The organism is Candidatus Methylomirabilota bacterium, assembly GCA_035936835.1.
Lineage (GTDB): Bacteria > Methylomirabilota > Methylomirabilia > Rokubacteriales > CSP1-6 > AR37.
The window spans coordinates 20,477-29,668 of sequence record DASYVT010000090.1 but is presented as its reverse complement, the minus strand read 5'-3'; the positions used below and the strand labels follow the sequence as shown (position 1 = coordinate 29,668).

The 9,192-nt window shown below is 68.4% G+C and carries 9 protein-coding genes; 2 read left to right on the top strand and 7 right to left on the bottom strand.

The features are described 5' to 3' along the window. On the top strand, positions 1-195 hold a 195-nt coding region (locus VGV06_07565; protein ID HEV2055014.1), incomplete at its 5' end, for an ABC transporter permease subunit. A gap of 34 nt (positions 196-229) precedes the next feature. After that, positions 230-1,084 carry an ABC transporter permease gene (locus tag VGV06_07560; GenBank protein HEV2055013.1) on the top strand — a complete coding sequence of 285 codons (855 nt, stop codon included), beginning with the start codon at positions 230-232 and terminating at the stop codon, positions 1,082-1,084. Between the two features lie 15 nt (positions 1,085-1,099). On the opposite strand, the gene VGV06_07555 is transcribed toward VGV06_07560, so the two are convergent. The 7 genes from VGV06_07555 to VGV06_07525 form a co-directional block, all read right to left on the bottom strand. Next, positions 1,100-1,879 (bottom strand): DUF2470 domain-containing protein, encoded by a 780-nt coding sequence (locus VGV06_07555; protein ID HEV2055012.1) that lies wholly within the window; start codon positions 1,877-1,879, stop codon positions 1,100-1,102. 40 nt (positions 1,880-1,919) lie between these two features. Continuing rightward, positions 1,920-2,720, bottom strand: coding sequence for a 3-oxoadipate enol-lactonase (gene pcaD / locus VGV06_07550; GenBank protein ID HEV2055011.1), 801 nt, complete (start codon positions 2,718-2,720; stop codon positions 1,920-1,922). A gap of 22 nt (positions 2,721-2,742) precedes the next feature. Next, complete coding sequence (locus VGV06_07545) at positions 2,743-3,144, bottom strand: PIN domain-containing protein (GenBank protein HEV2055010.1); 402 nt, start codon at positions 3,142-3,144, stop codon at positions 2,743-2,745. Beyond that, positions 3,144-3,401, bottom strand: a complete 258-nt coding sequence (locus VGV06_07540) for a ribbon-helix-helix protein, CopG family (protein ID HEV2055009.1) — start codon at positions 3,399-3,401, stop codon at positions 3,144-3,146. Before VGV06_07540 ends, VGV06_07545 begins: the two co-directional genes overlap by 1 nt. Before the next feature lie 63 nt (positions 3,402-3,464). Next, complete coding sequence (locus tag VGV06_07535) at positions 3,465-7,460, bottom strand: UvrD-helicase domain-containing protein (protein ID HEV2055008.1); 3,996 nt, start codon at positions 7,458-7,460, stop codon at positions 3,465-3,467. 7 nt (positions 7,461-7,467) lie between these two features. Continuing rightward, positions 7,468-8,433, bottom strand: a complete 966-nt coding sequence (locus VGV06_07530; protein HEV2055007.1) for a sugar kinase — start codon at positions 8,431-8,433, stop codon at positions 7,468-7,470. A gap of 11 nt (positions 8,434-8,444) precedes the next feature. Next, on the bottom strand, positions 8,445-9,170 hold the full coding sequence (locus VGV06_07525; GenBank protein HEV2055006.1) for a hypothetical protein: 726 nt from the start codon (positions 9,168-9,170) through the stop codon (positions 8,445-8,447). Between the last annotated feature and the right edge of the window lie 22 nt (positions 9,171-9,192).

Sequence of the window (9,192 nt, the reverse complement as noted above, 5' to 3'; positions counted from 1 at the left end):
ACCGAGCAGATCTTCGTGGTGCCGGGCTTCGGCCGGCTCATCGTGGAATCGGTCTTCACCCGGGACTACCCGCTGGTCCAGGGCGTCGTCCTGATCACGGCGAGCGCCTATGTCCTGATCAACCTGCTCGTGGACCTGTCGTACTCGCTGCTCAACCCGCGCATCCGGATCAAGGGAGCGGCCGGTGCCAGGTAGCGGCGGCGGTGCGGTCGCGGCCCCGAGCGCCGTCGTGGCACCGGACGCGGAAGCGACGCGCCTCCAGCTGGCGTGGCGGCGCGCGGCCCGGCGCCCGCCGGCGCTGGCGGGTGCCGCGGTGGTGCTGCTCTACGTGCTGCTGGCGCTCGGCGCGCCCTGGGTCGCCCCGGACGACCCGCTGCGCACCGACTGGGGCCAGATCCGCAAGGCCCCAAGCGCCACGCACCCGTTCGGCACCGACGATCTCGGGCGCGACATTCTCTCGCGCGTGGTGTACGGGACGCGCATCTCCATGCAGGCCGGAGTCTTCTCCATCTTCCTGGCCATGGCCATCGGTGTGCCCGCGGGCCTCGTGGCCGGCTTCTACCGCGGCGTCTTCGACCAACTGATCATGCGGCTGACGGACGCGTGGCTCTCGTTCCCCTTCCTCATCCTGGCCATCGGGCTCGTCACGATCCTGGGTCCGTCGCTCACCAACGCCACGGTGGCGATCGGCGTGGCCGCGACGCCGACCTATATCCGTCTCACGCGCGGCCTCGTGCTCTCAACCCGTGAAGAAGAGTTCGTCCAGGGCGCCCGCGCGCTCGGCGCCGGGGACCTGCGCGTGATGGGCCGGCACATCCTGCCGAATATCACGAGCGCGCTCCTCGTCCAGGCCACGGTCTCCATACCAGGCGCCATCATCGCCGAGGCCATCCTGTCGTTCCTGGGGCTGGGCGTCCAGCCGCCGAACCCGAGCTGGGGCACCATGCTGAACGCCGCGCAGCAGTTCCTCGAGACGGCGCCCTGGATGGCCTGGTGGCCGGGGCTCGCCATCTTCTCCCTCGCCCTGTCCTTCAACCTGGCGGGCGACGGCCTGCGCGATTGGCTCGACCCGAAGGACTACTGAGCCTCGGGACGCGCGCTACCGTCGCGCGTCGCGGATCATCTCGATCAGCACGGAGCGGCACTTCTCCGCTGTCGTGACTTCTCGCGGGAAGGACATCCGGACGCCCTGAAGTCGCTCGCCGCTGCGCACGCGCACGCGGAAGCCCAAGCGGTCCACCGAGAGCATGGTCGCTTCCTCGGCGGCGGCATCGGCATGAGCCCGGGCCAGCGTGAGCAGGGCGTCCGTGTGATCGCGATTCATATGCTCCAGGATGCCCTCGGCCGCGTCGGCCAGCGGGTCGGGGCGCGCCGCGGCGTAGCCCTCCCCCGTCACCCAGTCCATCGCCGCGAAGCCGCCCACGAAGTAGACGTCCGTCACGTCGAGCCGCCAGAACGCGAAGTCTTCGAAGTCGACCCAAAAGGCGGCCTTCGGATGCCGCGCCAGATAGGCCTCGCGCGCGGTTCCGCGCTCGCCATCCGACACGCGGGCGGCGCGCCCCATGAGCGTCACGCGCCCGCCCGCGAGCGGATCCTCCGTCCAGCCCGGCTGGGTGGCGAGCAGGCTCGCGCGCGCGTCGGCTTCGAGGTTCTGCGTGTGCATGGCCATGTCGCTGATGAGGAGCAGCGGCGCGCCCTGGTCGTCCGGCGCGTACGGCATGACCGAGCCGAAGGGATGCCCCGGCTGCCGGCGGGAGAGGGTCGAGAGCATGCCCGAATGCGCGAGGTGGACGAGGGTCCGCGCGCGCTCCGCATAGCTCGGCTCGGTTGTGGGTGTCGCCGGGCCGCCTCCCGGTCCGGGGCCGGCGTGGCGGCTCACGTCAGTCGCCTCTCGGATGTCATCAGGGTGGGCCCGACCCCTAGAGCGCGCTGCGGCCCGAGGCCTTGTCCAGGAAGCCCACCAGCACCCGCGTGAACTCCTCCGGCTGCTCGACGTTGGAGAGATGCGAGGCCGAGCGGAGGATGGCCAGCTGCGCCCCCGGCAGCGCGGCGTGGATATCCCGCGCCATCTCGACCGGTGTGCCCGGGTCCTCTTCGCCGACGATGACCAGCGCCGGGCACTGAAGCTCCTTCAGCCGGTCGGTCAGGTTGATCTTGGGGATGGCGTGACAGCAGCCGATGTAGCCCGCCGGCGGCGTGCTGCGAATCATGTCGCCGATCCGCTCCATCACGTCGCGGCGGCGCGCGCGGAAGGGCGCCGTGAACCAGCGCTCGAGCGTGCCCGCCACGAGCGGCTCCATGCCCTTGGCGCCGACGGTCTTGATCCGGTCCTCCCAGATGGGCGCAGCGGCGGCCGGATAGCGACTCGACGTATCGCAGAGCACGAGGCTCTTGATCATCGCCGGGTGCTTCAGCGCGAAGGTCTGCCCGATCATGCCGCCCATGGAGAGCCCCACGAAGTGCGTCTCCTTGACGCCGAGGCCGTCGAGGAGGCCCTTCAGGTCGTCGGCCATCTGGTCGAGCGAGTAGGCGCCGTCGGGCGCGCTCGTCTGGCCGTGGCCGCGTGTGTCGAAGCGCAGCACGGTGTAGCGAGAGGCGAGCGCCTTGGCCTGCTCGTCCCACATGTGCAGGTTGCAGCCGAGAGAGTGGCTCAGCGCCACCACGGGCCCGCTGCCTTCCTTCTCGTAGTTGATCTCGATGCCGTTGGCCTTGATCTTCATGATGCCTCCGTCGTGCGGGTGATCAGGGAACCAGCGAGAAGCGGCCGATCTTGGCGGGACGGTACACCTCGAAATCCCTCCGGTCCAGCGTGAAGACGCGGGTGATGCCCTCGCGCTCGGCGACCGTCACCAGCGCCGCGTCGGCGAAGTCCATCGGCAGATCGTGGTATTTCTGCATGAGCTGCCGCATTCGTGAGAGGTCGCCAGGACCGAGCGGCGCGATCTCGACGGAGCCCACCTCCAGCAGCCCGAACAGTCTGTCCTGGCCCCCCCACGAGTCGCGCAAGAGATGCATCGCGTCGGTTAGGACCGGCCACACTGTGAGCGGCGGTTCGCGCAGGCCTCGGAACACCGCCCTACAGCGCCGGTAGCGCGCATCATCCTTGCTGAGCAAGGCCACTAGCGGGCCGGCGTCCACCAGCATCACTTGCGGTGTTGCTCGACCAGCATCTTGTAGAATCTGTCGCCGGTGCGCTCAGACAGATCGGGTGGGAGCCCTCTGAGGGATCCGATCAGGTGAGCCGCCGCCTCGAACGGGGTCTTCCGAGGCCGGGCAGCCTCCTCCCGAGCAAAGTAGAGCACGGCTTCCCGAATCACTGCTGACTTCGTCAGCCGCTTCTGGCGCGCCAACCGCCGGAGCAGGCTCTCGGTCTTGGCGTCGAGCCGAACGCTGGTAGGCATACGCTTCCTCCTGTAGGACAGGACTGTACTACAGGCACTCCATCGGCGCAACCACGGAGAGCGCTATTCGCGGGTGGCGGTGCTGGGGCAGATCTGGTTGTAGGCGCAGTAGCGGCAGGTCTGGTAGCCCGGCGTCGGATCGAAGCGGCGGGCGCGGATCCCGGCCGCCGCGGCCTCGATGGCCTCTCGGGCCTCGCCGAGGTTTTTCTCCGTCGGCTTGTGGCGGCCGGCCAGGCCGGATTCCAGGAAGCGGAGCTCGACGCGCACCGGCAGGTGGCCCGTCATCTCCTTCTGCGCGAGCGCGTACATCTTGAGCTGAAGGCTGTCCTTGGCGCGCTGGTCGGCCTTCTTCTGCTCAGTGACGTCGCTCGACTTGTAGTCGATGACGACTGTGCCCTCGGGCGTGTCGTCCACGCGGTCGAAGCGCCCCCGGACGCGCGTCGGACCCAGCACGAAGCCGAACTCGCGCTCGACGTCCGTGGGCTTCTGCCCTGACGCTTCCTCCTCGTGGTAGAAGCGCGTCAGCGCCAGGACGCCCGCGCGCTTGCGCTGCTCCTCGTGCTCGCGCGTGAGGAACCCCTCGTTCCGCCACGCGTCGTCGAAGGACTTCAAGAAGTCCTCCAGCGAGGTGAAGTTCCCCACGGCCCGGCGCCGCAGGTAGAACTCGACCGCCTTGTGGATGGCGCTGCCGTAGACGACGCTGTGGTGCTGGCGCAGCGGGATGCGCTTGATGTGAATGTACTGGTACTTGAGCGGGCAGGTCTCGTAGTCGTCCACCTGGTTGTGGCTGACCGTCAGTTCCTGTTCGGGCGGGATCGGCGCGGCACCGCCGTTCTCGTGGGCCGGCGGCGGCGCGTTGCGCTGGAGCTCTTCGATCGCCTTGGCCTTGAACGGCCGCGCGGCGTCCTTGGGCAGGTCGAGCGCCTCCAGCACGAACTGGCTCGTCTTCCACTTCTTCCTGCCGCCCATGTCCTGGGCGCTCGTGAGGTAGAGCGCCTCCTTGGCGCGCGTCATCCCGACGTAGAAGAGCCGGCGCTCCTCCTGCAGGTGGAAATCGCCGGTCGGCAGCGTGTCCTTGATGAGTCCGAGCGGCATCTCGAGCGCGTCGCCACGCCGCCGCGTCGGGAACTTCTCCTGGACGCAGTTCACGAGGAAGACCACGGGCCACTCGAGGCCCTTGGCCTTGTGGACCGTCAGGACGGGCACGGCGGGCGTGTCCGTGTCGGCCTCGGCCAGCGGCGGGTCGTCGCCCGCGTCCATCAAGGCGTCGAGGTGATTGACGAACTCGCGCACGTTGTCGTACTGGAGCACGCGGGCGGCGTCTCGCACGCGCGTGAAGAACTTGCTGACGTTCTGGACCTCCTGCTCCTGCTCGGCGCGGGCCTTGGCGTAGCGGGTCATCAGCCCCGAGTCCACGAGGAACTGGTAGAGCAGCTCGCCCGTCGGCGTCTCCCGCGCAAGCTCCATGTAGCGCTCGAGGTCGGCGATGAGGCGGCGGATGGCGGCGGCGCCCTCCTCTCCCACCTGCACCTCGTCAGGGAGCGCGCGCAGCACGTGGAAAAGCCAGCGGTGTTTCCGGTCCGCGTACGTCGCGCACTCCGTCAGGTCGAAGATCGGCACCTGGTAAATGTCCGACGAAGCGAGATAGTGCAGGCTCACAGAGTCGTCTAGGTGCGCCACGCTGCGGAGAAAGGCGATCAAGAGGCGGATCTCCGGCCGGCCGTACAGCCCCGCGTTGCCGGAAAAGGTCCACGGGATGCCGCGCAGGTTCAGCGCGCGCAGGAAGGCATCGGCGTCATGGTTAGCGCGGACGAGGATGGAGCAATCCTGGTACGGGCGCCCTTTGCGGTGCTCCTCCTCGATGATCCCAGCTACACGGTCTGACTCGCTCGTCACCGCATCGAAGGCCAGGTGAACGGGCCCGCGCTCTCCGGCCGTCGAGGCAAGGCTCTTGAGTTTCTTGCTGATCCCGTACTTGACCTCGAGCCGATCGGGGTTGTTGTGCTGGATCAGCTTGTACGCTGTGTCCAGCACCGCCTGGGGGCAACGATAGTTCTCCGAGAGCACGACGTCACGGGCGTCGGGATACTGCTCCTTGAACCCGATCACGTTGGAGATGGCCGCGCCCCTCCACTTATAGATCGAGTTGTGGACCACGATCCCGTTCGCCACGAAATTGTGGGTGCGGTCAATTTCCAGGTCGTATACCGCTTCGGTCCGGAAGCTTTGCGAGACGCGGAGCACGCGATCGTAGATGACGCGGTTATTCCGCACGATGGGAACGTACTGGCCGGGTAGGACGTTGCCCGCCGGCATGACGCGGGCAGGTTTGTGCTGCATACCGGAGGTCCCCAGCGCGAAGCGGGCCTCGAGGATCCCGTCGGTAACGTCCCGCAACCATTCAGCCTTGACACCAATCTCCCGGAGGGAGCTCCCGGTGATGGCCACACGCCAGCCGCGCTTGGCCTTGCGCAAGGGCACGCCAGCCGCGCGAAGTCTCGCAATCGTCTCGGGTACGGAGGTCTCGAGCGATACTTGGTGGAGGATCTGGGGGGCCTTGAGCAGCCGCCCGGGTCCCTTGGGGACGTGGGCTCGAACACAGATGGTGAGCAATACGCGAACCCGCGACTGCGCCCCACGCCACACCGCTCCCAGGGCCACGTGGTGCGCCTCGAGGCTGATCCCGAGCGCCGCGGCCAGCTGCTCGGCTCCCTTCCGCGTCTCAAGCTCCGAGAAGAGCCGGTCGAGGTACGGCCCAACGACCATCATCCGGCTGCGCGGCTTGAACGGCAGCGTTGGTATCCCGTACTGGAGCGACCAGAGTGCTTCAAGATACCGCGCCTCCTGCTCGCTCTCGCACGCGCGAAGCGCCACGATGCGGTCCGCCGAGCGCTCCAGCGCAAGACGCACCGCGAGGTCGTTCGTGACCCCAATCCGCCAGCCCAACTCGCGACGCTCCATGAGGTAGACGTACGTGAACGCCTTGGAACGGGCCTTCCGCGGGATGAAGCAGAACATCTTGTGGTTGTCGGTGACTGTGAGCGTCCGGCCCGACTCCGTCTCGAATGTCAGCATCCTGACCGCCCGCTCGCGCTGGAAGACGCGCGTCACGGTGCTCGTGCCGAGGAACCCCTTGCCCACCGCCGTGACCACGTGGTCTCCGGGGACAAGGGCCTCGATCGGCCGTGGCCCGGCCGGCGTCGAGATTGGGGTACCGGCCGGCAGGCACTGGTCGTCGTCGGCTACAACCGTGAGGTTGCGGTGCTTCGCGGCGAGCAATTGCACAGTCTGGTTCTGCGCGTAGTTCGTGTCCTGGAACTCGTCGACGAGGATGAAGCGGTAGCGCTCCTGGCAGCGCCTGAGGACGTGCGGCCGGGTGCGGAAGAGGCGCAGCACCTCCACGATCTGGTCGCCGAAGTCGATCTGTCCGAGTCGCGCCATCAGCGTCTGGTACTGCGCGTAGGTGCGCGCCAACTCCACGTGCTGCTCGGCCTCCATGCGCGCGGCGTCGTCGCCCGCCGCGGCCAGCAGCCCCTCGGCGTGGGCCAGGTACTCGTCGGGCCCGACGTCCTCATCCTTGAGCCGGCTGAAGAGAGTGATCATGGCCTGAACGTGCCGCGTTGGATCCCCCAGCGGCCGGAAGTGCTTGAGCGGGAACTCGAAGAGATGGTCGCGCAGGAAGATCACCTGCTCCGCCCGCGTGAGCACGCGGAAGTCCGGCGTGAGCCCAAGCTCCAGCGCGTTTTCCTTGATGAGCCGATCACCGAAGGCGTGGAAGGTCGAGATCTGGACGTCCGCGTAGCCGTAGGGCACGAGCGTGTCCACGCGCTCTTCCATCTCGGCGGCGGCCTTGTCCGTGAAGGTCAGCGCCAAGACCTCGGAGGGGCGCGCGCGGCGCGTGGCGATCAGATGCGCGATGCGGTGGGTGATGACCGTCGTCTTGCCGGTCCCCGCCCCGGCGATGATGAGCAGCGGCCCCGCCTCGTGAGTGACGGCCTGCCGCTGGGCCTCGGTCAGGTCCTGGAGGATCCTCTCGGCTTCACGCTGGACTTCAGCCATCAGCGGTCTAGCGGCGGATCTCGGAGTTGGCGGAGGCCATCAGCTCTTCGAGCTCGGGCGGGCGCACGAGCGCGATGTCTCCCCAGATCGTGCACTTGAGCGCGGCCAGCGCCGTCGCCGCGTCCACCGCCTCCAGGACGGAGCGCCCCTGCAGCACGCGCCAGAGGAAGCCCGCGGCGTACGCATCGCCCGCGCCCACGCGGTCCACCGTGGTCACCGTGTAGAGCCGCGACGGCCGCAGGACGGCGCCGGCGTCCAGCACGGCCGAGCCCGCCTCGCCGAGCGTCAGCGCGATGGTGGCCGCGGGCGCCAGCCGCGCGAGCCCGCGCAACACCTTCTCCGGCTCGCCTGACAGCTCGAACACGGTTTCGGCGTCGTCCGAGCCGATGAAGAGATAGCGGACAGCCGTGAGCGCCTCCGACAGAAAGTCTCGAGCTCCCTTGGTCGACCAGAGGCGCGAGCGGTAGTTGACATCGAACGAGATCGGCACGCCCGCCGACTGCGCCTCCCGGCAAGCCCGCCTGATGACGGCGCGGAGGTTGTCACCGAGCGCGGCGGTGATGCCGGAGAGGTGCACCATCCGCGCCCCGCGCACAATCGCCCAGTCCACCTCCTCCGGCACGAGTTGGCTCATCGCCGAATCGCGACGGTCGTAGAGCACGCGGACGGGGCGCGGCGGGACACCGTACTCGAGAAAGTAGAGGCCCATGCGGCTGCCGGGCCGTCGCAACACGCCAGCGCAGTCCACGCCGTGGCTGGAAAGCTCCCGCACCGTGCGATCGCCCCAGGCGTGCTCGGCGGGCAAGGCCGAGATGAACGCCGTCCGCAGCCCGAGGTGCGAGACGGCCGCCAGCACGTTGGCCTCGGAGCCGCCGATCTGGACATCGAGCGCGACGGCCTGCTCGAGACGCTGCGGCGGCGGGGCGGCCAGCCTGAGCATGACCTCCCCCAACCCGACGAGATCGTGGCTCATCAGAGGAGGCGTCAGCCGCCGGCCGCGACGCGCACCTTGAAGGTGGTGCCGAGGATCAGCTTGGTCTCCACGCTCTCGAGGTGCCGGTCGGGGCCGAAGGTAACGCGGGCCGGCTGGTTGTGGCGCGCCCAGGAGGAAAAACTGGTGATGTCGATGAGGGCGCGGAGGCGGCCCGACGCGTCCTCCGGCGCGGCCTGGAAGCGCAGCGGGATCAGCTCGGCATGGTAACCGCTTGCCGAGACGTCGTCGGGGCCCTCGTCTTCAGGTCGCGCGCGGCGGACGATGAAGGTGCGATAGGTGCCGTCCGGGTCTTGCTCCAGCACGTTGGCGGCGAAGTTGAGCTCGGCCGAGAGGAGATCGTCCACGCGGCGGTCGGTCGGCACTTTGAGCGTATCGTCCACCTGCCGGCGCCGCCCGAGGAAGAAGGTGTGCAGAACGGAGTGGTACTCGACCGTGCCGCGGTCGTGGTCGTACAGCATGTCGAGCCGGCTTTCCCGGCCCCGGATGGTGCTGTGGCTGCGCATTTCGACGGGCGTGAAGCGCCCCTGTTTGATGATGCCTCTCGCCTCGGTGTGCAGAGAGATGCTGTCCCCCTCGCCATTCATGCTGACGCGATACCGGCCGGCCGCGGGGTCGATCTCCTTCACGACTGTACCCTTGAGGGCGAAGGTGATCAGGCTGAAGAGGACACCCACATCCACCGAGTAGTCGAAGACTTGTCGCGCCGGGGCCTGCACAGGAGCTTGCGCCAGGGCTGCC

What these genes read in the sequence shown, in the direction of transcription:
- pcaD (HEV2055011.1), bottom strand. Translation starts at nt 2,720, where the DNA reads ATGAAGATCAAGGCCAACGGCATCGAGATCAACTACGAGAAGGAAGGC.
- VGV06_07545 (HEV2055010.1), bottom strand. Translation starts at nt 3,144, where the DNA reads ATGCTGGTGGACGCCGGCCCGCTAGTGGCCTTGCTCAGCAAGGATGAT.
- VGV06_07540 (HEV2055009.1), bottom strand. Translation starts at nt 3,401, where the DNA reads ATGCCTACCAGCGTTCGGCTCGACGCCAAGACCGAGAGCCTGCTCCGG.
- VGV06_07535 (HEV2055008.1), bottom strand. Translation starts at nt 7,460, where the DNA reads ATGGCTGAAGTCCAGCGTGAAGCCGAGAGGATCCTCCAGGACCTGACC.
- VGV06_07530 (HEV2055007.1), bottom strand. Translation starts at nt 8,433, where the DNA reads ATGAGCCACGATCTCGTCGGGTTGGGGGAGGTCATGCTCAGGCTGGCC.